Genomic DNA, 24206 nt, shown 5'->3' on the forward strand with positions numbered 1-24206 from the left:
TTTGACAAGCAGACAATATGAATAAAATAGCTAGACAAAAAATCAGTATTAAATTCTTTTTCAAAATCTTTGTCTCCTTTTTTATGCAAATATGTATTTTCAAGGTGTTAATTTAAAGAATATCACTAAGTAAAATATAAAGACAATACTATAGGATACTTACTTCTTCTCACATTCATTCTGTGCATTACTTACCAGTAACACCATTTGTCGCCACTAATTGATTATTAACTATTCGTGCTAAAGAACCTTTACTCACTCTTTCTCTCATGTAACTGCTATATTTTGACGTAGTCCAATAATAATTATTCATTGCTACAGATCTTCCAAACCAATTGTTATGAAGATCCATTTCTTTATCAATACCAACAGAATATTGTTCATGAGCATCAGTCCAAGCTTTTGCTCTTTCTTCGCCATATACAGCACCACTAGAACCACCCATGTTCGGAACTAAAATCGCATTCCAATAAGCATGTCTAAACGCATCACCATTTCCCTTAGTAAGTTGATCACCACCATAATATTTCTTCGCTTCATTAAGAGCATCAATTGAACATCCTCCATAAGTTACGAATTCAATAGGATGCCTCTTTGCTAACGAAATTTCCGCTTCTGTTAAATCAGGCATTCCTGGTATATCGTAACCATATAAACTAGGGGATTTTGCTGTGCTATTTTTTATCTTGTCACTAGCAATTTGATTCAATTCAGCATGAGTATATTTCCCATTCTTTATCTCATCTTTTAATTCTTTAAATATCAAATTTAATTGATATGGATCGATTGACCTTACCTCTTCTTCACTTAAATATTCTTCCCCCGTTTCTTTTAATTCATTTAAGTCAATGTTTTTTGCCTTTTCTGGCATGTTAGATAAAGAGAATGTTTGAAGTTTTGCTATGTTACTTTCTTCAGCATGAGAAATAGTTGGCAAAAGTCCGCCAAATAACATAGCTGATGTTAATGTAATAATTCCTGCCTTTTTAAAATTCAATTGAGTTTTCCCCATAAAATTACCTCGCCTTTAATTGTTAGTATATTTCAAATTTTGAAATACCTGTATATATTTGTAATATATTACCAAAGGTGATTATAGTTAAATATATTTTTCTTAATAATAGACAGAATATTCTTTTTTATTTGATTTTGATTATAAATATTTCCTTTTTAGTAGATGAAGTAGAGAAAAGGTTAACTGCAAAATGCGTTGGCATCATAGAGGAACACACTGCTGCGGAACATGAGCTGCTTCTTTTAGAGGAAAGAAATGAAGCTTACACAAAAAGTAAGTCAATTGCTAAATTAGAGCAAGAACTGAATATCTTGTTACATATAAGAAAGGAGTGAATAACAGCTGAACAATTAAATATTTTAGATTCAGGATTTGAGTAATTAAATAAATTTAAAAATTGATTTAATACTATAGCATCATTAATTACGGAAAAAGTAAATTAGATGCAGGTGACTTCCATACTGCCTTATCTTATTTTCAAAAGGCACTTCAAATCAGGCTACAAAAAGGAAATGAAGAGCTAATTCATTCAACTAAGTTTTGCATTGCGTATTGTATGTCTTGCTGATAAAAATCCCCAAAACTTTTAACTTTCTTCACAATTCTTTCAAAGTAATCACACTTAATCTCGCTATATTAAATAAGTAGTTATTCATATAGGGAAGGTTAGGGGAACTGAAAGTATGAAAGTAAATCGTTCGCTTCATTACATTTTTTGGCGTTGGCATTTTTATGCTGGGCTTTTTATTACGCCACTTCTTATTACGTTGTCACTGAGCGGAATTGGGTATTTATTTCGGGAGGAAGTTGAAGATTTCATCTATAAAGATTTATATTTTGGGAAGAGTGCTCAAACAGAATCTATTTCGATGTCTGATTCTATTTCCTTAACAGAGAAAAAATATCCACATTATAGCGTGGCGAAAATTAGTGAGTTTAATGGGGATTATAATACGAGACTTACGATTGCAAATGAGTATACTGGACAACAAAAATATGTATATTTAGATAGTAATAATCAAATTGTTGGAGATCAAAATGCAAGTGAAACGTTTGCCAATATCATGAGGGAATTACATAGTTCTCTTTTAGTTGGCGGCACTATCGTTAACTATACTGTGGAGCTTGCGGCATGCTGGACAATCTTTTTAATCATAACCGGATTGTACATGAGTATACGCCAATTCAAAAACACACCATCATCCAATAAGCGAGAAAAAGCAAAAAGACGTCATTCTATTATCGGTATTATATTTACAATTCCTCTCTTTCTGCTAGTCGCATCTGGCTTGCCATGGTCAGGATTTATGGGGAACCAAATTTATAAAATTGCATCGTCAAATGAATCACTCGGATATCCAAAATTGTACATGGCACCGCCTGAATCAAAGGTAAAAGAATTGCCGTGGGCAACAAGAAAAGAAGCTCCTCCTGAATCGAATTCAAATGAACCGAAAGCAATTTCTGTCCATGAATTACAAAAAGGAATTGAAATAAAGAAGCCATATGTTATTTCACTACCAGCTGATCCAAAAGGTGTATTCACTGTTTCGAAATCGAGCGGTTCTGGTATTACAGGTATGCATGTTGCACCAAATGAAGAGATAACAGCTTACTTTGACCAATATAGCGGAAAGCTTATTTCCAAAACGGACTATCGTGATTATGGATTACTTGCACAATGGTTCACTTACGGCATCCCGCTTCATGAAGGACATTTATTCGGATGGCCAAATAAAATATTATGCTTACTAACGACATTATCTCTACTACTGCTCATTTATTACGGAATAAAAATGTGGTTAGCAAGGAAGCCGAAAGGAAAATTAGCAGCACCACCAAAGCAAAGAGATAAGAAAAGCATAATCGTTTTCTTTATCATGATGGTTATACTAGGCGCTGTCATGCCTTTATTCGGGCTATCTGTTTTAGTGATTTTTGCGATTGAACTTCTTATATATGTATTTTCAAAAATACGATCATAATAAAAAGTATTTGTACTCTCATGTACAAATGCTTTTTTATTTACTATTTTCTTTTTTTCTACCACTTATTAAAAAGACAATATCTACTATAATAATCAATGCAATGATAACTTGGGCTACATAATCCATCGTTGTAGGACCACCCGCTTTATTCATCATCATATACGTTCCTGTTACAAATGAAATGGAAAGTAGCAGAAGTAATGTTACTTCAATATTGCCATATAGCTTTTGAAACAATCGCTTCATTTCAATCACCACCTTTACCATATTATAACAAAGAAAACCACTCTACATGAGTGGTTTTCTTCATCACTGCGCTGTTTTCTTTCGGTACATCTTCCCGTTCCAATAGAAGAATCGTGAAGTGAGGCCTCCGTACTTTACAATGCGCCGTGCCATTTTGTGCATATTCTTTTGTGCTGATACTTTTTGATCTGATAAATAAATACCAAGTAACCCTCGGCTTATAAGGCGATGAAACTTCGCATGAGGCAAATCACCAATACTCTTCTCCGCTTCTTCTACAAAATGTTTCATCCGATCTAATATTGCTTGCTCGTTTTCGTAATAACTACAGAAATTCAAATCTCCGCCTATACGGTCTTCTTCTTGATCAATGAAATAATCAAGTAAGATATGAAGCCCTTGTACGTAAGGGAAGTATCCTTGTCTAATTTTCGCAATATCTTCATCATGTAATTCATCATGAAAGGCATATGCGACAAGACAGAAGATTCCAAGTGTAGAACCGGCACATGCTGAAAATTCAAACCAACTCATCTCTGGTAAGTTTTCTTTATGCGCTTCAAACCACTTTTGTAATCGTGGTTCTCTTTCTTCTAATTTTACATGTTTATGAATTTGTAAATCACAATAATAACAAGCAAGTTCATGAAGAACAGGAGCAATTTTGTCATAGTGCTTCGTTTTCTTTAAAACATCTTGGCATGTTTCAACAAGTTCATCTAAATAACCACCATCATCTTGATCATCACGATAACGATAATAATTACCGCCGCCTTCTACTTCAGGTGATAATGCCATTAACATCGATTCATGCAGTGCGGCAAAATCATTTGGATCAAGTGATGTACTGCGATCACATAAATTATCTAAATAGTCGCTGATCGTTTGATACGCTACGATAAAACGAATACATTCTTCTCGGTGTTCATTTGCTAGCAGAGCTAAAATGCCACCGCCCTCGCAATGAAACGTTTTATGCTCAATACTTGCGATTGCCTGACTATGAAGCTCATCATTCGGAATATGGTAGGCACGCTCTTTCCACATCGCTAGCTCATGGTGTACAACCGGAAACACATCACGGTATACTTTCGCCATGAGCGTTATGGGATTACTCGGTACGTTCACTTCTTCCTTCATCTCCTCTATTAAATGTACAAATAATGATTTATTTGTTTGTTTTTACTATATTATTGACATGCATTTCAGTAAATGACTGAATATAACTCAAAATTTCATCACGCTCATACTCATTTAATAGCTCGTGATAACAATTCGGCCATTCTTTAAAAGCCTTATCACTTATTTTAACATTATCAAACCAAGTGCGGACACGTGTTTTATCTACAAGTTTATCCTCACAAGCTTGCATTAGCAAGAGCGGAACATCTGGAAAATCATCTATTTTTTTATGAGCAATTTCGATAGACTTGATCAATTCACTATACCAACGTACTGATACTTTGCGCAAGAACAAAGAATCATTCTCCATTGCATCTCTTACTTCATGGTTACGTGTTGACATTTCCACCGTAAGATTCGTTGCAAATTGCAATTTTGGAGCCACAACATTTAATATTTTTGAAGCAAATTGAAGCGGAGCAGAGGGTCCAGTCACTACCCCTAAACAAGGCGAACTCAAAATAACACCTTCTACATCTTCTCTCTTCGTTTCTTGCATCATACGAATGACAATAAGACCACCCATACTATGACCGAATAGAAAAATAGGTAACCTATACTTTCTTGCTTCTTTCACCCATAATTTAACTTCCTCTATGTATTCATCAAATGAATCAATATGTCCTCTATTTCTTGAAGTCGTTCCATGTGACGGAAGATCCCCCATCACGACGTGGTAGCCGATATGATTCCACATTTCCGCAACTGCTTCGTAACGTCCGTGATATTCCATTGCGCCGTGCACAATAACAATGACAGCTTTTGCTTCCTCCGCTTCATAATTCCACATACGGCTCTCCTCCATTTCACTCTTTCTCATAATTTGATACACTAAAACTAGTCTCTAGGAAAGGAAGACTTTACATGATATATCCTTACAAAGAAAAAAAACCGAAAATTGCGAGTAGTGCTTTTATCGCTGACTATGTTACGATTACAGGCGATGTTTCCGTTGGCGAGGAATCAAGTATTTGGTTTAATACAGTCATCCGTGGTGATGTGTCACCGACAATCATTGGAGACCGAGTAAATGTACAGGACCAATGTACACTTCACCAAAGCCCGCAGTATCCTCTTATTTTAGAAAACGACGTAACAATTGGGCATCAAGTCATTTTACATAGTTGCCATATTAAGAAAGATGCTTTAATTGGAATGGGATCTATTATATTAGATGGTGCTGAAATTGGCGAAGGAGCTTTTATCGGCGCTGGAAGCCTCGTTTCACAAGGAAAGAAAATTCCGCCGAACACGTTAGCTTTCGGTCGTCCCGCGAAAGTCATTCGTGAATTAACAGAAGAAGACCGTAAAGATATGGAGCGTATTCGCACGCAATACGTTGAAAAAGGTCAATATTATAAATCATTACAGAAGTAAATTTCCGCTGCCATAAGATTGGCAGCTTTTTTTATATAAAATCTAACTTTTTCTTTACAAAACATTATTACTCCCTCAACAAAATCTTATTAAAATAAAAGCTAATATCTCCATATATATGTAGATGAGGGAGGAGAATTTTTATGAAGGTCAGTGGATTATATAAAATAGAATGTTACATTTTCAGAGGAATTAACCGCTACTTTGATCAAAAAACATTAAATATCTTTTTCAGCAATATTACTCATATCGGTGGCGCGACTTTCTCCATCGCACTCACACTTTTCTTTTTAATTTTCGCAAAGGGAACTTTGCATCAAGCTGCAATTGCAACTGCTATTTCGTTAGCAATTAGCCATATTCCTGTGCAAATATTAAAAAGGTGGTATCCGCGAAAACGTCCTTATTTAACAATTCAGGATGCAAAATATCCAGTCCATCCATTAAAAGATCACTCTTTCCCGTCTGGTCATACAACAGCCGTTTTCTCTGTCTTCATTCCATTTATTTGCTATAATCCAAGCTTACTTGCTTTCCTATTACCGTTAGCATTATGCGTCGGTATTTCACGTATTTATTTAGGACTTCACTATCCGTCAGATGTATTCGTCGGTATGTGCCTTGGCACTTGCTCTGGCATCATCTCTTTTTATCAATTCATCCCACTTTTCACATAAAGGAGTGATATGATGAGAGTCGCCATTTTTACCGATACTTTTACGCCACAAGTTAACGGGGTTGCGAAAACGTTAGAGCGATTAACACAATATTTTCAGAAAGAACAGATCGCCTATTCTGTTTTCGCTCCTCAGCATACAGCTGAAGATAATTTTGTAGCGAATGTGAATAAGATGAGAAGTATCCCGTTAACAATATTATATCCAGAATGTCGTTTTTCTTTTCCTACTCCGCGCATTAAACGAGAACTACTTTCCTTTAAACCTGACATTATTCACATTGCCACACCTTTCAACATGGGACTTTGTGGATTGTATTATGCAAAAAAGTTAAACATCCCAGTTGTCGGTTCTTATCATACTGATTTCGATGCCTATTTACGTTATTACAAAATCGAATTCCTCTCCAATATGCTGTGGAACTATTTAAAATGGTTTCATAGTCATATGCAAAAAAATTTTGTACCTTCCTTTGAAACATTACATCAATTAAAAAACAAAGGCTTTCAGACCCTCTCTATATGGGGACGTGGTGTAGATTGCACACTCTTTCATCCTGCTTACAATACAGACCTATTCCGAAAAAAATATAATATTACAGCGAAGTATGTCCTTTCCTATGTTGGACGAATTGCTCCTGAAAAAGATATTGATACGCTGCAACACCTTATCGTTAAAACAGCACATACTCGAAACGATATTCATTGGCTCATTTCAGGAGACGGTCCTCTAGCAACAAGTTTACGTGAAGCTGTTCCGAAAACAAATATCACTTTTACTGGCTATTTACAAAGTACAGATTTAGCTGAAGCATATGCTTGTTCTAACATAATGGTGTTTCCATCAGCTACTGAAACATTCGGAAATGTCGTACTTGAATCACTCGCATGCGGTACACCTGTAATTGGTGCAAATAGTGGCGGGGTTAAAAATATTATTACAGATGGAAAAACGGGAGTTCTTTGTCCGCCTAAAAATGAAGATGCATTTCTATCATCCATTTATTTTTTATTACAAAATGAAGAAAAACTTGAGCAGATGGGAATAGCAGCTTCATCTTTTGCGAAATCAAAGAGCTGGGATGAGATCTTTCACGGTTTGCTTAACCAATATGAAGAAGTCCTGCAGCATAACGCATCAGAGTTGCTTGCTTAAATAGAAAAACTCCCTTCAAAAAAACGAAGGGAGTTTATTACATAGTCATAAATTTTAGTTTAATAAATGATACATAAGGTTAAACATTGTTTTATTTCTATATTAATTATATCAAAAATAAACATAACTAAACAGACTTGTAATAAAAACCCATAAAAATTAATATATGGTTATACAGTATTTTAAACTGTATAATGATTTTAAGAATTCCCCTTAAAATCAACTTACTCACATACCTTTATACAGCAATTGTTCCCCAATTCTGTATATCAAAAAACCTTTCATTCATTTGAAAGGTCTTTTTGAGCCTGCACATATTCTTCTTTCGTATTTACATTTATAAACCAATCCGCATTCGCCTGTACATCTTCTCCAGAAACATACTTCACATTACATAGTGATAAAAGCTGGCCCATACTTCTTTTTTCTTCCTGAAGTAAAGCATAAATCTTTTCTTTCACGCGGTTATGATACGCCGCAAGTAGCGGTTGTTTTCTTCCATTAATAATAGGTACAACCGCATCATATTCATTGCTCGTTTGCTCTAGTAAAATGGCAAACCATTGATGCGAAACGTTTGGTGCATCGCAAGGCATAATAGCGTACCAATCTGCTTCTATGTATTCCATACCTGATACAATGCCCGCAAGCGGTCCATTTCCTTTATAGTGCGGGATATCTTCTATAACAGGAACTTGTACGAATTGCTCTACTCGCTCTTTTATATCAGTATGGCTAATTACTACAATGTCTTGCAAAGTAGTTCCCATCACTTTCACAATATGCTCAACAAAAGTAGTTCCCTTCCAAATTGCTAACGCTTTCGGCTCACCAAATCTACTCGACATACCGCCCGCTAATACAATTCCAGCACACTTACTCATTGGCGATGCAGCTCAAATGTAATATGGCCTAATTCCGGTAAAATTAATTTATTCATCGCAAGTCGAACCGCTCCGCTAGACCCTGGCATCGAGAAGACTACTTTGCGCCCAATTGTACCACCAATCGCTCTACTTAACATTGCGCTGCTTCCGATATCTTCTAAATAACTAATCATACGGAACAGCTCACCAAATCCAACAATTTCTTTATCTAATAACGCTGATACTGCTTCAATTGTGACATCACGTTTCGTAATACCAGTACCGCCGTTTGTTAATACAACATCTACATCTCCCTTATGATAACCAGCTAACACCGCTTGCTGAATACTTTCTTTATCATCTTTTACAATTTCATAAGAAGTTACTTTATGTCCCGCTTCTTTTAACAATTCATGTAATAGTTGTCCGCTCTTATCTGTTTCTTCCGTACGTGTATCGGAAATCGTAACAATCTTGCAACGCACTTCTTTTGGAGCTTGCTTTTTATGTTCAGTTACACTCATTTTTTATCTTTCCTTTCTTAAAGACTTTTCTTCATTTTATCATACATACCTTTACACAATTATGTATGAAGCCACTCATGCGGCATGATACAATATAAGTATACTAACCCACAAAAAGGAAAGTGTACTTTCTTATACTCCTAGACTACACATCTTTAGCTACTCTTTATATTTTCTACATAATAGAATTCAATTTTAAAACTTGTACTAAAAAATAAATTGGAGGTCTACATAGTATGGAACTTTATAAAAAATTAACAACAACATTTATCCTCTTATTCATCGCTTCAATCACTGTCGGCTTTTCCTTAAAAGGCGCAATTCCATACGCTACATTAGTAAGCATTATATTTGCGACACTATTTTTACTAAGTAGTGCCTTTTGCGCAAGTAAAGCACGTCAAATGAAAGGTTGATTACATATGTTCAGAAAGAAATCAATCTTTTGTAAATCATGTAAAACAGAAATACAAACGTATGAAAAAGCGTGGATTCATATGCCCTTTCCGGCGAATGGCATGACGAATATGAAAAAGTATATTGAATTAGAAGGACAAATTTATTGTAGTTCGTGTGTTGAGATAATGAATAAAAACCAGTAAATACAAAAGGGGTGTTTACATTGTTTGAGTCCAACCGTATCCAGTTACGAAAGTTTTCCGAAGATGATATTCTAACATATTATAAATGGCATAATGATATAGACGTTATGAGTTCAACTACACTTACTCTTGATAAATATTCCTTTCAAGACACAGAAAAACTTTGCCAGCAATTTATTCATTCTTCGAACTCTAAGAGCTATATCATTGAAGAAAAAGCTACGCATCTTCCAATTGGTATTACTTCTTTAATTCATATTGATTCGTATAATCGAAACGCTGAATGCATTATTGATATTGGTAAAAAGGATTACTGGGGACAAGGTTATGGGCAGGAAGCTTTAACCCTATTATTGGATTATGCATTTTTAGAATTAAATTTACATCGCCTTTCTTTACGAGTATTTTCTTTTAACGATAGAGCAGTTAAATTATATAAATCACTTGGTTTTCAACATGAAGGAACTTGTAAAGAAGCTATATTCCGCAACGGCACTTGGCATGACATTGAACTCTTCGCTTTATTCCAACGTAATTATAAATAAAAAAAGCTTTGCGCTCACCGCGCAAAGCTTTTTTTCATATATTATAGACCAGCTTGCTCTTTTAAAGCTGCAGCTTTGTCTGTACGTTCCCATGATAGATCTACATCAGTACGTCCGAAGTGGCCGTAAGCTGCTGTTTGTTTGTAAATTGGGCGACGTAAGTCTAACATTTTAATAATACCAGCCGGGCGAAGATCGAAGTTGTTACGAACTAGTTCTACTAGTACGTCTTCAGATACTTTACCAGTGCCGAATGTATCAACTGAAATTGATACTGGTTGTGCTACACCGATTGCGTATGCAAGTTGTACTTCTGCTTTTTCAGCAAGACCAGCTGCTACGATGTTTTTCGCAACATAACGAGCTGCATATGCTGCAGAACGGTCAACTTTCGTTGCATCTTTACCAGAGAATGCACCGCCACCGTGGCGAGCGTATCCACCGTAAGTATCAACGATGATTTTACGTCCTGTTAAACCAGCATCACCTTGTGGTCCACCAATTACGAAGCGGCCAGTTGGATTAATGAAGAATTTCGTTTCTCCATCCATTAATTCTGCTGGTACTACAGCTTTAATTACGTGCTCTTTTAAATCGCGATCGATTTCTTCCCATGTAACATCTGGGTGATGTTGTGTAGAAATTACGATAGTATCAACACGTACTGGTTTACCATTTTCATCATACTCAACTGTAACTTGCGTTTTTCCATCCGGACGTAAGTATGATAATGTATCATCTTTACGTACTTCAGTTAAACGGCGAGCTAATTTGTGAGCAAGCGAGATTGGAAGTGGCATTAATTCTTGTGTTTCATTACATGCAAAACCAAACATTAAACCTTGGTCTCCTGCACCAATCGCCTCAATCTCAGCGTCAGTCATTTGACCTTCGCGTGCTTCTAGCGCTTGGTCAACACCCATAGCGATGTCAGCAGACTGCTCATCGATAGATGTTAAAACAGCACAAGTTTCTGCATCGAATCCGTATTTTGCGCGTGTGTAACCAATGCCTTGAATTGTTTCACGAACGATTTTCGGAATATCTACGTAAGTAGAAGTCGTAATTTCCCCCGCTACCAATACTAAACCAGTTGTTACAGTTGTTTCACAAGCTACACGTGCATTTGCGTCTTTTGATAAGATCGCATCTAAAATTGAATCAGAAATTTGGTCACAAATTTTATCTGGATGTCCTTCAGTTACAGACTCAGATGTGAACAGATGACGTTTTTTTGTCATGTGGTAAACCTCCCTACAGTAATTGTATATATTGTACGGAACTCATCCTTAATTTGCCACAAACTGCGACATACATTTATTCTCCCACACAAGCATACAGAAAAACCTTTCCTACTTTACATAGAGGAAAGGTTTAATTTGCTACTTGCATACTGCTTTTTGCCCTTCGCTCTTATCGTTCGAGACCTGTAGCCTCGCACAGGTTTTAGCACCTATTCACCTGCATTTATCAATACAAGTGAGGTTGCTGGGCTTCATCGGGCCTGTCCCTCCGCCAGCTCGGGATAAGAGAGTATCCGTCCCAACCTATACTAAAGAAATGATATTCATTTGTCAATTAATATTCACATTTTCCTGAAAGTTTTTCTCAATACGCCTGAAATGAAATATTAATAAGGAAATAATGCATTCACACAAACAAAAAGAAATAAATAGTATACATTATTTATATAATTGTGTTATACTCTTGTTGGGGATTACGAGAAATATTTCATTAAATGAAAAGGATGGTATATAAATATGAGTACTGTGAATGTCCAAATTGGTTTACACGAATTATTGAACGGAAGCAATGCACAGATTCAACTAAGTGTTCCGCAATTAGTGGAAAAAGTATTAATGCGAAATGAAGGGAAATTAACTTCTACTGGTGCCGTTTCTGCTTCAACAGGAAAATATACAGGACGTTCTCCTAAAGATAAATTTATTGTGAAAGAAGCATCGGTTGCTGACAAAATTGCTTGGGGAGCTGTGAACCAACCGATTTCTGAAGAACATTTTAATAAATTATATACTAAAGTTTTAGAATACTTAAAAGAAAAAGAAGAGTTATTCGTCTTCAAAGGATTTGCAGGCGCTGACCGCAATTACCGCCTACCAATTCAAGTTATTAACGAATATGCATGGCACAATTTATTTGTACATCAATTATTCATTCGTCCAACTGAAGAAGAATTAACGACTCATGAATCAGAGTTCACAATTGTTTCTGCACCGAATTTCAAAGCTGATCCAGCTGTTGACGGTACAAACTCTGAAGCATTCATTATGGTTTCATTCGAAAAACGCATCGTATTAATTGGTGGTACAGAATACGCTGGAGAAATGAAAAAATCAATCTTCTCTATTATGAACTTCTTATTACCTGAACAAGATATTCTTTCTATGCACTGTTCTGCAAACGTAGGTGAAGAAGGCGATGTAGCATTATTCTTCGGTTTATCTGGAACAGGTAAAACAACATTATCTGCTGATCCAAACCGTAAATTAATTGGTGATGATGAGCACGGTTGGTCTGATAACGGTGTATTCAATATTGAAGGCGGTTGCTACGCGAAATGTGTAAACCTTTCTCACGAGAAAGAACCACAAATTTTCGATGCAATCACATTTGGATCTGTTTTAGAAAACGTTATCATTAATGACCAAACGCGTATCGCAGACTATAACGATACTACTTTAACAGAAAATACTCGTGCTGCATACCCTATGCATGCGATCGACAATATCGTACTGCCAAGTGTTGCTGGACACCCAAATACAATCATTTTCTTAACTGCTGATGCATCTGGCGTATTGCCTCCAATCAGTAAGTTATCAAAAGAACAAGCTATGTATCATTTCTTAAGTGGTTACACTAGTAAACTAGCAGGAACAGAGCGCGGTGTTACATCTCCGCAAGCAACATTCTCAACTTGCTTCGGTTCACCATTCTTACCACTTGATGCATCTCGCTATGCTGAAATGCTTGGTGAAAAAATTGAGAAACACGATGCGAAAGTATTCTTAGTAAACACTGGCTGGACTGGTGGCGAATACGGCGTTGGTAAACGTATGAACTTAGGTTACACTCGTGCAATGATTCAAGCTGCATTAAACGGTGAACTTGCGAAAACTGAAACAGCTAAACATGACATCTTTGGTCTTGAAGTTCCACTTCACGTACCAGGTGTACCTGACGAAGTGTTAATGCCTGAACAAACTTGGGCTGATAAAGCTGCTTACAAAGCAAAAGCAATCGAACTTGCAAATGAATTCAAAGCTAACTTCAAAAAGTTCGACAGCGTATCTGAAGACATTATTAACTTAGGCGGTCCAATCGCTTAAATTAAAACTTTCTGTTGAAATAACCCTTTACTCATATGAATAAGTGTCGTGTAACCGTAAAGTTTCGCGTACTCACCGACAAAACCCAATGCGGCTTAACGGTTTATACACACTTACATAAAAAAGAAGCTTACGTGAAAACGTAAGCTTCTTTCTATATCTTATATAAAGTGAAGCGCTAATCTCTTCATCTGTGACTTAGATTATAAAATTACAGCTGCAAATTTATACATTATATCCCTACTCGCTACATCTCTCTGGTTTCACACCACATGGGAGCAAAAAAGGTCCTGACCGCTTCTATCCGTGGCTGGATCATCTATTCCATCTAAAAAGAAGTCTTTTATCTTTTTTAGCTCTTTGTTAGTTCTTTCTCATCTTTCATGCTATAGTATCCTAAATTAACAACAATTAAGAAATAACCACCCATAATCCCTACTGCAAATGCCCACATAACCATGTGGTGCTCAATTTCGTACATAATAATAGCACCCAAAATGGCAGCTGCAAAACGGTTAAACATACCGAGTGTCGGTGCTTTCGTCTTCTTTACAATACTATCTCCAAGCTTCTCAATTCTTCTCCCTAAAAGCCAAACGCAATACATACTTACAATAAGCCCAATTCCAGCGCCTAAAAAATGTGCCGAAAAAGGTGTTAACATCCAACCTAGTAACAAAATACCTAGTATATAATACGATTGGATTTTAAATGATCTTAGTGACATACTAATCATGCTGTACCTCTCTTCATTCGTTCTTATCTATCCAACAAAAAATTTCTTTCAAATTCATATTCCTTACATCCATTTCATTCAAATTAAAAACAACATAAACAGTATGTTTATGTTGTTTAAATATTTTTAGGAAATAATATTATACAAGATTTCAAACATCATATTCTCATATTTTGTGACGGTTTTTCAAACTTTTTTCGTCCATTTATGAAAAAAATGATATCAATCTATGAACATACGGATATGATGTAATAAGCACACAAATAAAGGGGGCGTCTAATGATTTATTTTTTAATGGCTCTCATTCACCTCATTATCCCTGCACTTATTGGACTTTCATTGTATTGGTACACGAAAAACCATAGCATTTTTTACGCTGTCCTCGGTGTTCTTCTTCCAGGTATTATTCTTATTACACTCTTCCGTATTCCATTTTTAAACTTAATTCCACTTATTACTGCTATCTTATTTCTCATCTTCTTACCAAAAATAAAAAAATAGGAAAGCAGATCATAGGTGATCTGTTTTCCTATTTTGATATAGGTTCCCCTGCAATAGAATGAACTTTTACTTTCTCCGATTTCACAAACCATAGACCGACAAAAATGATAATTCCACCGATGATTTGTTGAAACGATACATATTCATTTGCCCAGACAGCTGCAAATAGAACAGCTACAAGCGGCGTTATATACATATATACCATCGTATGTGACGCCCCAATTTTTTGAACACCAACATACCACATTACTAGACCAAATACTGTTACAAAGAAAATAGAATATAGTAAAGCAAATAGTGTCATTCCGTGAGTAATGTGAAATGGCATGACAAACACATGTGGACCACTTAACAATAATAGCGGAATCGCACCCACTAATGCAGACCATGCTGTAACACGTAATGCTGAATATTTTTTAATTAATGGTCCTGCTAAAACAGGATAAAGCCCCCAGCATATTGATGTAATAAGTCCAATTCCATTGCCATAAAAAGAACTAGTAAGCGAATGTCCTGCTACTAAAACTAATGCTGCACCAACAAAGGCAGTCATAGAACCGATTAACTTTCGAGAAGAAAAATTTTCTTGTTTCAAGAAAATCGCAAATGCAGTTGTAAAAATAGGTGAAATAGAAATGAGTAAAGAGGCATTTGTAGCAGATGTATATTTGACAGTTTCCATAAATAACGTTTGATACAGTACAATACCTACAATGCTAACGATAATTAATCTAGGTATATCCTTTCGCTCCATATAAACCGACTTTTCAATAAAAAAGGTAAGGAGTAACAGAAGCGGTGCCGCCGCCATCATGCGAAGTGCAGTAAACTCAATTGCTGTAAATTCTAAAAGTCCATACTTCGCAATTGTATAGTTAATCCCCCAAATAATAACAACACTTAAAATTAACAACTCAATTCCCCATCTTCTCATGCGTATCCCCTCCGCAAAGAAGATTATACAGAAAATTCAATCACATGTACATTTCATTATGTGAAAAAATCTTTTTACTATTGAAACGTTTTGGTAAATGAAATTATATCAGCGATTTTCTGAATATATCGGCGCAACTCCATTTATATCAGCGATTTCCCAAATATATCAGCGCAACTCCATTTATATCAGCGATTTTTTCAATATATCGACTTATCAACAAAAATCGACAATAATAGCGACTTATAAAATAAAAAAGGTGATTCCAAAATACATTTTGGAATCACCTTTCCTTTACTATATTCGAACGTGTAACTTCATATTTGGATTATAAAACTGGCTTGGGCTCTTCAACTGAAAAGTCCCTCCACCTTCATGCCAATCAACAGTTAACTTATCATCCATAAATACAAGCTTTGTACGATCAGCGATAAAGTTCATTGTGCTTGATTCAATATCCACATCGCGCTCATCTTTCTCTGCTACAGCTACTAAATCGATAATTCCGCTCATAACACAACCGCAACCTTCATTATCGTAAAATAACTTTATATATTTCGCTTCACTTGGAATCGTATCCATAATCTTTTTATATGCTGCTTCTGTTACAGTAACGTACATACGTTAATCTTCATCCTCTCTTCTCTTATCATTCATATATTGTATCACCATTTTTCTCAAAAGTTATATACAGAAAATTAAGACTAATATACAATGTATGTGATAAAGTTTCAGCAATCGAGCTTTTATGAATAGTTCATGCAGGAGAAAGGAGGTTTACTATCCGTGTTCAAACTCCTATGTTATTAGGTCTATTGGGTAGTTTCTTCATTTCTAGCGGAATACTGTTACAGCATGTACTTCCCTATTCTCCTTCTATCGGCTGGATTCTAGGTTTTATTTGTTACCTATCCGCTTCTTATTTTACTACGAAGAATACAAACAACTCATAAAGCAAAAATCATCTTAAGGAGGATTATCAAACATGCCAGCCTTAAAAAAAATAGAGCAATCACTCAATCACTTATTCCAAATTGAAAAATACGGAAAAGATAGTGCCTTTAGTCGATTTATCCCAGCCGTATATGATCCTATCAAATTTCCTTGGCAACAATTTTTCGAAGCAAATTTTGTAGATTTATTTAACGGCCTTATGATGCACGGATCTGAAAATGTAAACAAAGTATTTTTAGCTGTATTCCCTACAGGTGACGTTCTTGAAACATTCATTTCACAATCCACACCTGGTGATTTACTCTTTATGCACCATCCCCTTGTAATGGAGTGTGGTGATCCGCTTGGAAGATCAGGTCGCGGTTTCATACCAATTCCTGAAAAATATTTGCAAGGAATAAAAGAAAAACAACTTTCTATATATACATGTCATGTACCAATGGATTTTCATCAAACGCATGGAACGAGTATTTCAATTGCAAAAGCATTAAACGCTACTGTAGTGGACGACTTTGCATATGGAGGTCCAGAACAAGAACCAATTGGTCTTATTTGTGAAATAGATGAAACATCAACAGAAGCACTCCAAAAACATCTAAAACAACTCTTCCAGATTCCTTACACAGACTTCGAAGGTAAACGACATGATTCCATTAAAAAAATCGCAATTATCGCTGGGTGTGGCGATGTTGTATCTTTAATGAAGGAAGCAGAAGAAAAAGGTGCTGAAGCATATATTACAGGAGAAATCCATTGCCATATCGACAATGATTACGGCCGACATAAATACTCGCTCATTATGGATTATGTAAAAGAAACGAATATGTCTCTAATTGGTGTATCACACTCTGCCTCTGAATATTTAGTGAAAGAGACATTGATGTATGATTGGTTTAAAGAAAATTTTGATGTGGATGTTATTTTGCTTCCGCAGGAGAAATGGTGGCTCTAACGCTATCATTTTTTAAATTTATATACACAATACAATCGACCACAGAAAAATAGAGAAATGTGAAAGCACCACCTGTACCAACGTAAATGCTTTCGTTGTGCCGGAAAACAAACCTACTGGTAGCACCGAGTTTACTGGTGCTACCAGTATTACAGCATGAATATATATTCTATTTTTCTAATCACTGACATATAGCAATTCATTTCATAAAAAAAAGACCCGAGATTCGGGTCAACAAATAGAAATATAAATGAACTACAACAAATAACAGACAAAGCCATTATATATTTTTCATAGTAAAACATCCATTATTTTCTTTTTACACTATCAATATATTATTTTTCGTTATCGTCCTCTTTTTTAGAACGTCTACCTAAGAAGAACACAAAAGCATTACTTCCAAATAAGTGATGTTTTTTCTATTTAATGCAGTGGTAACATAACCTCAACCGTTGTTCCAACCCCAACTTCACTTTCAAAACTCATTTTACCATTGTGGTCTTTAATAATTTTTTCTGTAACTACTAAACCTAGACCAGTTCCTGTTTCTTTCGTTGTATAAAAGGCTTCATTTAACTTTGGAATTTTATCTTTTGGAATACCACATCCCTCATCTTTCACTTGAACGATGATTCCATCTTTTACAGTAACTTTAATCGTAATTGTTCCCCCAACTGACATTGCTTCAATTGCATTTTTGATTAAATTAAAAAAGACCTGTTTTAATCGTTTTTCATCACATGTAATGGACGGTAAGTCTTTACTGTAAATACCTTGTATGTGGACTCCTTGTTTTAAAGCAGGCTTTTCCATAACTCGAATAACATAAGAGATAATTTCTTGTATGTTATGAGTTTCTGATTCTAGTGATTTAGATTTCTCAAATCCACTAAGTTCTGTAGCAATTATATGAATCCGATCTACTTCTTGTTTCATAATATCACTATAAATTTTATCCTCTGGATGCTTGTCGGCTTGTTTATTCACAAGTTTTTTTAAGTTTGCTAAAGGTCTTCTAATCTTATAACCAATAACCGTTGCCATTTTTCCAACAGCTGCTAGTTTTTCTGTCTGTTTTATTTCTTTGTCCATCATCTCAAGCGTACGAACGTAAGACTGAACCCTCAAAAATATAATCCAACATATAATAGTAAATACACTATATAATGCCATTGGGATTAAAACGAGAGAAGATTGAATAATGATTCCTGTAAGAGCGTACTTCCCGACAAGTATCGCTGGAACTAACCAGAAATATCTTTTGTTCACAAAGATTGGTGCGAACAAAATAAAAAATACTTCTACTATATTTCCACCGTCAAATTCCGCATCGCTACCATAATAAATCATAATGTTATGGATACAATCTAATACATTATAGCCAATTAGAATAATATACTTTACCACAAAAACATTCTTCCATTTCATAAAGTATATTCCACTGCAAAACAATACTACCGTCAAAAAGTAAAGCCATAAACCTAAACCATCTTCAAACTTTCCTACGCCTTCTTGCTCTCCCGCGATTAAAGGTACGATAAATTCATAGGCAAGATCATACACAAAAAATATAATAAAAAATAAACTTAAAAATACTTTCAATGCCTTTATTTCTTCATTTTTAAATATATAGCCTTTATTCATATGGTAACTCCTAGCTTTTCTTCCACTTGGATTTCAGTATTTCCACACTTCCTTGGGAGAATGATGTCTATTCTCGTTCCAGTATCTCTTTCACTTGAAATATGCAGCTCACCAAGGTGCTCGGCGACAATTCGATTCGCTACCGTAAGTCCCAGACCAATTTTATCTTGTTTCGTTGTATAAAAGGCTTCTGTAACACGGGTTAAGTTTTCTTGCTTAATACCATGACCATTATCGATTACGCTGATTATTACATATTCTTTCCCTTTATTCTCTAATTGCAAATGTAATATGCCACCTTGTTCCATTGCCTCTAAAGCATTTTTTATCGTATATAAAAAGACTCCTCTTATTTTTCGTTCATCACATTCAACTTCTATTGTTTTTTCTTCCACATTAGAAATAAACTGCACGTTTAATTCATTCATTTTTCCGCGAAGACTTGTTATTACTTGTAATACAATTTTTCCTACATCATGTTTCTTATAAATAGAAGGTTTGCATGTAGCAACTTCCATCAACTCACTTATCATATTATTCATATTTTCTATTTCAAAAATCATACGTTTATAAATAGGATCCTCTTCATGCTTCTCTCGTTGTAATTGCGTAAATCCTTTTAATGAAGCCAGTGGATTTTTAATTTCATGTCCAACAGTCGCTGCCATTTTTCCGATTACTGCTAATTTTTGTGATTCACTAGCAATCGCAATACTTTCCTTTACGGCTGAAAGATATTGTAAAAATCGATTTAAAATGATATATGCAGCTATTAACATAAGCGTACACATAATAAGGAACATAAATGCTTTTACTTCCTCTAATACAAATAAATAAATTAAATATTTTCCTACAATAGAGGAAAGTAAAAACACATAAAATTTTTTATTTAAAAATATAGGTACAAAGAAAATGAGAATAATTTCTATTATATTTGTCGCATCAAACGCCGCTTTATTATAAAAAACATATGCAAATATATTAGCGATTTCTATCGCTATGTATGCAAATATCCATGCATATTTAACAAGGTTTGCCTTCTCTTTTTTCATTAAATATATATTCACGCACAGTATTGCTACTCCGCAAATAACTTGCCATATTATGTTGTATCCCTTATCCATTATTGATTTATCTTCTAATACGATTGCATAGAAAATTTGATATACAATAACAATGACATATAACACCCATAAAAGGATTTTTGCATTCTTTTCTTCTTCTTTATATGATAGAAAACTTTCTTTCACTTCAACACCCCTTCAAAATAATATCTCGAAGAATACCATTTATTATAATAAATGATTTTCATAGACAAACAAAGATAAATCGAACATTTGAGGAAAATCGTACCAAAAACGCAATATATTTAGACTATATACAGAGCATAAAATCTATGATCATTAATACGTATATTATGGAGGATGTTTTATATAGACGGCCTAAAAAGTAAAACAAAGCTTTTAGAATGGAGCCTATTGATAGAACAGGGGGAGTTTTATGTTTGTTACTGTCGAGAAAGATGTGCATATTTTTGTGCAAGACGTTAATCCTGGTCCAGGTAGTAAGACTGTTTTCTTCGTTCACGGATGGCCTTTAAATCATCAAATGTATCAATATCAACTCAATGTTTTACCAGAGCATGGCTTTCGCTGTATTGCCATGGATATACGAGGGAATGGGCAATCTGATAAGCCATGGACTGGTTACACGTATGATCGATTAGCCGATGATATCGCAATTGTTCTGGAAGCACTTCAAGTAGAGAACGCTACATTAGTCGGTTTCTCAGTTGGTGGTGCTCTTTCTATTCGCTATATGTCTCGCTATAATGGCCGCCGCATTTCTAAGCTCGCATTAATTGACGCTGTCTCCCCCTCTTTCGTTAAAAATCAAGAGTCCCCTTACGGTGTACCGAAAGAACAAGCAGATGCTCTCATTAATCAAATGTATGCTAATTTACCAAAATTTTTAAATGATGTATCTTTATCCTTTTTCAATAGAAACTTAGGAGCTGCAACCCTTGAATGGTTTTCTTATCTCGGTATGCAGTCCGCTTCTTATGCCCTTATCAAAATTTTACAAGCAGCTGCAAATGAAGATGTAACGAAAGATTTAAATAAAATTAACGTCCCAACAAAAATCTTCCACGGCGTTCACGATCAACTAATTCCTTACAAAAGTGCTGAACTTACACAACAACGAATTAAAAATTCTCAGTTACATGCTCTTACAAATAGTGGTCATGGTTCACCAATCGATCAAGCGGATGAATTAAATAAAGAACTGATAAAATTTTTACAAACATAACAACTGCAATATAAGAATGAAAGTTAACATAATCGTTTTTATAAAACATAAAATTCACACATTTCTCACAAATACACGAATAAAACGATTACATTTTCATATATACTAAATGTACAAGTAATACTCCCTAAACCCAGCTTGTCTGGTTACCCCGTTAAATACTATGAAAAAAGAACTTGTATCGTTATACAAGTTCTTTTTGTTTCTTTTATTTAAAGAGGATATCTTTACTATATTGATTTCCAACGAGTAAATCATATTGAAGCATTTTATATTGCTCTAACATTTCGTTTTGTTTCTTTGTTAAATCATTGATTACTTCTCCATTTTTATCAACTTTTAATTCATCTCTAAGCACTGGTATTTCCTTGTAAAGTTCCGATAAAAATTGATAAAATAAGGATTTATTTAATCCTGCATAATCAAAAATAAGATTAGAAAAATGAATTGGGCTTACTAAACCTAAATTATCATTTGGCATATCAAAGTTTGCATACATTAATAACGGAGTTTGCGCCATCGCTAAACGTTCACTCGGTGTTTTTTCATTCGTTATATACCCGTTTTCTTTATAAAAAGATTTATTTGTTCCTAATGATGGAAGATGATCTCCAAAGAATACTAATAATGTAGGTCTATCTAAATTATCTAGTTGCTCTATTAAATATTGAAGGGCCTCATCTGAACGTCTTAATCCTTCTGTATACGTCTCTAATTCTCCCTTTGATTCTTCATTTTCTAGACCGCTAATTTCTATTAGGTTTTCACCAAATCGGCCTTCTGTAAATGGAAAATGATTTTGCATCGTAACTGCATGAATAAATGTTGGCTGTTTTTGTTCCTCTAACTCAGCAATTATCTCTTTACTCATCGCTAAATCACTAATATAATCTCCATCAATATCCACATTTTCCATCGTGTCCTCTGCATTAAACTTATCAAATCCTAACACCTTATATACATCGTCACGTTTAAAGAATGTGCGACCAAATGAATGAATTGCACTTGTATAATAACCTTCTTTTTTCAACGCCGTAGGGATTGATGGAACTTCTTTCTTATTTGTAATAACCTGCTGATATGGTATAGAACCTGGCTTTAACAAACTCATTGAATAACTTGTTAATGCCTCAAATTCAACGTTCGCTGTATTTCCCCCAAATGTAGGAGAAATAGTTTGTCCCCCAGGAAAGTTTTCTATATAATGATGCAAATTTGGTACAGGATCTTCACTAAAAGAAAGGTTGGTTACTTTCGTCGGATCCCAAAACGATTCACTCATTACAAAAATAATATTCGGTTTCTCTTTTTTCTTTTGATTCCCTATATTTCCACTATATTGTTTTTTTATATCGTTTGCTATTTGAAGCATATTTTCTTTAGAATAATTTTTTGGTTTTTCCATAACTGTTGTATCTAAATTGCTAATAAACCCAAGTACAAAACCATTTGAAGCGTAGTTCTCATTTTGATTCCACAAAACAAAATCTACACCTGATTTTTGAAATACTTTATTCATAAATGTATTCGCAAAATTACCGTACGCATATAGAACAAAAATAGATCCTACTACTAATAAGGCTCTTATTCCTAGATGAATCTTTACATTTTGAATGTACCTTCTCATATATATCCCTGCTACAATACAAGCTACGATACTTACGATAATGACAAAAATATAACTCCAACTAAAATAGTCCATCACCATCGGTATAACAGATTGCATATGCGTAATTTGTGTGAAATCAGAAGGATATAACGGATCACCTCTGAAAATAAGCTTCAAATAATTCACAATACATAAAATGACTAACGTACAGCTCGTTAAAACCATACTTAGAAAAACCTTACCTATTAAATTATATACAAGAATATATATTGCATAAATTACTACAAAACTTAATATAAACTGCATATTATAAAAGTAAATCCAATTCATTGCCTCTATGAAACTCATATTAACTTGCATGACAATATAAAATAACGCTACTGTATGAGCTAGTAAAAGTAATATAAAATGCACTCGCAGGGATGCTCTAAGTATAGACATCTCTTTTTTATTGAAATGCGTAATATAAAACGTTATGCCCCATATGAAAATCATCATAACACTTAAAACAAGCTTTTGATTTAAATGATCTTTCATCATGTCTAAATTAAAAACCTTTAAAATCATAAACAGCATAGTTATTACTAATAAAGTCACCATACTACTTATAATGCTAGAAATTAATATATTTCTTTTTGGAAGATGAAAAAGTGTAGAACCATACTTCAATTCATTCCCTCGTTTCTATGTCTTAATTTCCCCCGCATCGAAAGAACTATTTCTATTAAAATAACATATATTACATATTTCGTCTGCATACTTGCTTCTACCATAAATGTATTGTCTTAATATTCCCTTAATCAACAGTTAAATTATGGTATACAAATTACTCATTCTTGAAAAGCTTAATTTCAGCACTCCACTTTATGATGTAATAACTATTTTTTAGAAATTCTTAATGCTATTAAAGATTCCACATGAAAATACGAAAGAATTAATAAACAGGCGTTGCACGTTTTTAACAACTATTACTATAACGAAAAGAACCTGCCACAAGACAGGTTCTTTTCGTTATTTTATGATAAAAGAGAAAATGATTAGC

Annotated in this window: 25 protein-coding genes and 1 riboswitch; of the genes, 12 read left to right on the forward strand and 13 right to left on the reverse strand. The window is 34.6% G+C overall.

Annotated elements, in window-relative coordinates; genetic code table 11:
• Positions 1-187 precede the first annotated feature (187 nt).
• Positions 188-997: a DUF6973 domain-containing protein gene (locus HMPREF2590_RS30990; protein WP_227596004.1), complete on the reverse strand. Its 810-nt coding sequence runs from the start codon at positions 995-997 to the stop codon at positions 188-190.
• A 146-nt stretch (positions 998-1143) separates the two neighbouring features.
• Between HMPREF2590_RS30990 and HMPREF2590_RS27125 the strand changes: the two genes are divergently transcribed.
• Together HMPREF2590_RS27125 and HMPREF2590_RS27130 are read left to right on the forward strand one after the other, a co-directional pair.
• Positions 1144-1350: a hypothetical protein gene (locus HMPREF2590_RS27125; RefSeq protein ID WP_000600687.1), complete on the forward strand. Its 207-nt coding sequence runs from the start codon at positions 1144-1146 to the stop codon at positions 1348-1350.
• 348 nt (positions 1351-1698) lie between these two features.
• Entirely contained in the window at positions 1699-3000 is a 1302-nt protein-coding gene (locus HMPREF2590_RS27130; protein WP_050822139.1) for a PepSY-associated TM helix domain-containing protein, read from the forward strand.
• A 36-nt stretch (positions 3001-3036) separates the two neighbouring features.
• On the opposite strand, the gene HMPREF2590_RS27135 is transcribed toward HMPREF2590_RS27130, so the two are convergent.
• Genes HMPREF2590_RS27135 through HMPREF2590_RS27145 form a run of 3 tightly spaced genes read right to left on the reverse strand, consistent with a single transcriptional unit; the run spans position 3037 to position 5221 of the window.
• Entirely contained in the window at positions 3037-3270 is a 234-nt protein-coding gene (locus HMPREF2590_RS27135; protein WP_002005854.1) for a hypothetical protein, read from the reverse strand.
• Between the two features lie 42 nt (positions 3271-3312).
• Positions 3313-4377, reverse strand: coding sequence for a tetraprenyl-beta-curcumene synthase family protein (locus HMPREF2590_RS27140; protein ID WP_001102467.1), 1065 nt, complete (start codon positions 4375-4377; stop codon positions 3313-3315).
• A 40-nt stretch (positions 4378-4417) separates the two neighbouring features.
• Positions 4418-5221: an alpha/beta hydrolase gene (locus HMPREF2590_RS27145; protein ID WP_000267425.1), complete on the reverse strand. Its 804-nt coding sequence runs from the start codon at positions 5219-5221 to the stop codon at positions 4418-4420.
• 74 nt (positions 5222-5295) lie between these two features.
• On the opposite strand from HMPREF2590_RS27145, the gene HMPREF2590_RS27150 reads away from it, so the two are divergent.
• The 3 genes from HMPREF2590_RS27150 to HMPREF2590_RS27160 all read left to right on the forward strand — a co-directional run bounded on the left by HMPREF2590_RS27150 (position 5296) and on the right by HMPREF2590_RS27160 (position 7640).
• Positions 5296-5808 (forward strand): gamma carbonic anhydrase, encoded by a 513-nt coding sequence (locus tag HMPREF2590_RS27150; RefSeq protein ID WP_000640186.1) that lies wholly within the window; start codon positions 5296-5298, stop codon positions 5806-5808.
• A 143-nt stretch (positions 5809-5951) separates the two neighbouring features.
• On the forward strand, positions 5952-6485 hold the full coding sequence (locus HMPREF2590_RS27155; RefSeq protein ID WP_000868592.1) for a phosphatase PAP2 family protein: 534 nt from the start codon (positions 5952-5954) through the stop codon (positions 6483-6485).
• Positions 6486-6497: 12 nt separating this feature from the next.
• Positions 6498-7640 (forward strand): glycosyltransferase family 4 protein, encoded by a 1143-nt coding sequence (locus tag HMPREF2590_RS27160; protein WP_001261605.1) that lies wholly within the window; start codon positions 6498-6500, stop codon positions 7638-7640.
• Positions 7641-7921: 281 nt separating this feature from the next.
• Here HMPREF2590_RS27160 and HMPREF2590_RS27165 read toward each other — a convergent pair whose 3' ends face one another.
• Together HMPREF2590_RS27165 and HMPREF2590_RS27170 are read right to left on the reverse strand one after the other, a co-directional pair.
• Entirely contained in the window at positions 7922-8524 is a 603-nt protein-coding gene (locus HMPREF2590_RS27165; protein WP_000030834.1) for a molybdenum cofactor guanylyltransferase, read from the reverse strand.
• Positions 8521-9030, reverse strand: coding sequence for a MogA/MoaB family molybdenum cofactor biosynthesis protein (locus HMPREF2590_RS27170; RefSeq protein WP_000117128.1), 510 nt, complete (start codon positions 9028-9030; stop codon positions 8521-8523). The genes HMPREF2590_RS27165 and HMPREF2590_RS27170 overlap by 4 nt, the downstream gene beginning before the upstream one ends.
• Positions 9031-9266: 236 nt before the next feature.
• On the opposite strand from HMPREF2590_RS27170, the gene HMPREF2590_RS27175 reads away from it, so the two are divergent.
• The 3 genes from HMPREF2590_RS27175 to HMPREF2590_RS27185 are packed head-to-tail and all read left to right on the forward strand — an operon-like array spanning position 9267 to position 10177.
• A complete protein-coding gene (locus HMPREF2590_RS27175) occupies positions 9267-9446 on the forward strand; it encodes a hypothetical protein (protein ID WP_000424800.1) in 180 nt (59 codons plus the stop codon).
• Positions 9447-9452: 6 nt separating this feature from the next.
• Positions 9453-9632 (forward strand): hypothetical protein, encoded by a 180-nt coding sequence (locus HMPREF2590_RS30995; protein WP_000488709.1) that lies wholly within the window; start codon positions 9453-9455, stop codon positions 9630-9632.
• Positions 9633-9652: 20 nt separating this feature from the next.
• On the forward strand, positions 9653-10177 hold the full coding sequence (locus tag HMPREF2590_RS27185) for a GNAT family N-acetyltransferase (RefSeq protein WP_000464119.1): 525 nt from the start codon (positions 9653-9655) through the stop codon (positions 10175-10177).
• 41 nt (positions 10178-10218) lie between these two features.
• Here the strand turns inward: HMPREF2590_RS27185 and metK are convergent, their stop codons facing one another.
• Positions 10219-11418, reverse strand: coding sequence for a methionine adenosyltransferase (gene metK / locus HMPREF2590_RS27190; protein WP_000163123.1), 1200 nt, complete (start codon positions 11416-11418; stop codon positions 10219-10221).
• 169 nt (positions 11419-11587) lie between these two features.
• Positions 11588-11709, reverse strand: a riboswitch (SAM riboswitch).
• Between the two features lie 228 nt (positions 11710-11937).
• Here metK and pckA point away from each other — a divergent pair.
• A complete protein-coding gene (pckA, locus tag HMPREF2590_RS27195) occupies positions 11938-13524 on the forward strand; it encodes a phosphoenolpyruvate carboxykinase (ATP) (RefSeq protein WP_000108802.1) in 1587 nt (528 codons plus the stop codon).
• Positions 13525-13876: 352 nt separating this feature from the next.
• Here the strand turns inward: pckA and HMPREF2590_RS27200 are convergent, their stop codons facing one another.
• Positions 13877-14260, reverse strand: coding sequence for an ATP synthase subunit I (locus HMPREF2590_RS27200; RefSeq protein ID WP_000624926.1), 384 nt, complete (start codon positions 14258-14260; stop codon positions 13877-13879).
• A gap of 279 nt (positions 14261-14539) precedes the next feature.
• On the opposite strand from HMPREF2590_RS27200, the gene HMPREF2590_RS27205 reads away from it, so the two are divergent.
• The gene (locus HMPREF2590_RS27205; RefSeq protein WP_000639042.1) at positions 14540-14761 is read left to right on the forward strand and encodes a hypothetical protein; all 222 of its coding nucleotides are present in this window, start codon (positions 14540-14542) and stop codon (positions 14759-14761) included.
• A 28-nt stretch (positions 14762-14789) separates the two neighbouring features.
• On the opposite strand, the gene HMPREF2590_RS27210 is transcribed toward HMPREF2590_RS27205, so the two are convergent.
• Complete coding sequence (locus tag HMPREF2590_RS27210; RefSeq protein ID WP_050822140.1) at positions 14790-15695, reverse strand: DMT family transporter; 906 nt, start codon at positions 15693-15695, stop codon at positions 14790-14792.
• Positions 15696-15992: 297 nt separating this feature from the next.
• Positions 15993-16316, reverse strand: a complete 324-nt coding sequence (locus HMPREF2590_RS27215) for an iron-sulfur cluster biosynthesis family protein (RefSeq protein WP_000289569.1) — start codon at positions 16314-16316, stop codon at positions 15993-15995.
• A 364-nt stretch (positions 16317-16680) separates the two neighbouring features.
• Between HMPREF2590_RS27215 and HMPREF2590_RS27220 the strand changes: the two genes are divergently transcribed.
• The gene (locus tag HMPREF2590_RS27220) at positions 16681-17601 is read left to right on the forward strand and encodes a Nif3-like dinuclear metal center hexameric protein (RefSeq protein WP_001111134.1); all 921 of its coding nucleotides are present in this window, start codon (positions 16681-16683) and stop codon (positions 17599-17601) included.
• A gap of 423 nt (positions 17602-18024) precedes the next feature.
• Here HMPREF2590_RS27220 and HMPREF2590_RS27225 read toward each other — a convergent pair whose 3' ends face one another.
• Positions 18025-19245 carry an ATP-binding protein gene (locus HMPREF2590_RS27225; RefSeq protein ID WP_001032637.1) on the reverse strand — a complete coding sequence of 407 codons (1221 nt, stop codon included), beginning with the start codon at positions 19243-19245 and terminating at the stop codon, positions 18025-18027.
• Positions 19242-20495, reverse strand: a complete 1254-nt coding sequence (locus tag HMPREF2590_RS27230) for an ATP-binding protein (RefSeq protein WP_000664863.1) — start codon at positions 20493-20495, stop codon at positions 19242-19244. The genes HMPREF2590_RS27225 and HMPREF2590_RS27230 overlap by 4 nt, the downstream gene beginning before the upstream one ends.
• Before the next feature lie 250 nt (positions 20496-20745).
• On the opposite strand from HMPREF2590_RS27230, the gene HMPREF2590_RS27235 reads away from it, so the two are divergent.
• Positions 20746-21555: an alpha/beta fold hydrolase gene (locus HMPREF2590_RS27235; RefSeq protein ID WP_000498279.1), complete on the forward strand. Its 810-nt coding sequence runs from the start codon at positions 20746-20748 to the stop codon at positions 21553-21555.
• A 208-nt stretch (positions 21556-21763) separates the two neighbouring features.
• On the opposite strand, the gene HMPREF2590_RS27240 is transcribed toward HMPREF2590_RS27235, so the two are convergent.
• Positions 21764-23833: an LTA synthase family protein gene (locus tag HMPREF2590_RS27240; protein ID WP_000873631.1), complete on the reverse strand. Its 2070-nt coding sequence runs from the start codon at positions 23831-23833 to the stop codon at positions 21764-21766.
• Positions 23834-24206: the final 373 nt, after the last annotated feature.

This window comes from Bacillus sp. HMSC036E02 (genome assembly GCF_001836235.1).
In the GTDB taxonomy this organism is placed as follows: Bacteria; Bacillota; Bacilli; order Bacillales; family Bacillaceae_G; genus Bacillus_A; species Bacillus_A cereus.